The organism is Ruegeria sp. F5, from assembly GCF_056533845.1.
In genome coordinates this window covers 1-808 of record NZ_JBQFOU010000076.1, presented here as the reverse complement: position 1 = coordinate 808, position 808 = coordinate 1, and the positions used below count along the sequence as shown (strand labels likewise).

Genomic DNA, 808 nt, shown 5'->3' with positions numbered 1-808 from the left:
CCATCGGCTTGCCCACGATGTTCGACCGGCCAATCACCACCGCATCCATGCCCGAAAGCGAGCCATGGTGGTCGCGCAGCATCATCAGGCAGCCCAGCGGCGTGCAGGGCACCATCGACTTCTGCCCGGTGCCCAGCAGGCCCACGTTCGAGATGTGGAAGCCATCGACATCCTTGGCCGGGTCGATCGAGTTGATCACCAGATCTTCGTTCAGGTGTTTGGGCAGCGGCAGCTGCACCAGAATGCCGTGAACCGCCGGATCGTTGTTCAGCTTGTCGATGAGCGCCAGCAGGTCGTCCTCGGATGTGTCGGCGTCCAGCTTGTGCTCGTACGAGTTCATGCCGACCTCGACGGTCATCTTGCCCTTGGACCGGACATAGACCTGGCTGGCCGGATCTTCGCCCACCAGAACCACGGCCAGACCGGGCGTGATGCCGTTTTCTTCTTTCAGCTTTGCAACCTGATCGGCCACCTGCGCACGCACTTTGGCCGCAAAAGCCTTACCGTCGATGACTTGCGCTACCATCCTTTGATCCCTTCATTCAAAAAACGGATCGGGCGCACGGGCGCCCGGTCATTCAGTCAGGCCGAGCACGCGCTCTTCCCGTGCGATCGACCAGTCTATCAAAATGCGCCACATCCGCTCGGCAAGGTCCGGGTCCAGCCCCAGATCGTCCGAGCTTGCACGCACACGCTGCACCACCTCTTCGACACGCTGAGGGATACGGGCGGGCAAACCCTCGGCCGGTTTCAACTCGGACGCGCGGTCGATATATCCCGCCCGCGTCACCAACATCTCGATCAGTTG

Annotated in this window: 2 protein-coding genes; both read right to left on the bottom strand. The window is 61.5% G+C overall.

The genetic code is table 11. The annotated features are described in order from the left end of the window. On the bottom strand, positions 1-526 hold a 526-nt coding region (locus tag ACR0K1_RS25620; protein ID WP_480617716.1), incomplete at its 3' end, for a tetrahydrofolate dehydrogenase/cyclohydrolase catalytic domain-containing protein. 48 nt (positions 527-574) lie between these two features. Continuing rightward, positions 575-808, bottom strand: a 234-nt coding sequence (locus ACR0K1_RS25615) for a chorismate mutase (protein ID WP_480852325.1), incomplete at its 5' end; no start/stop codon positions are given.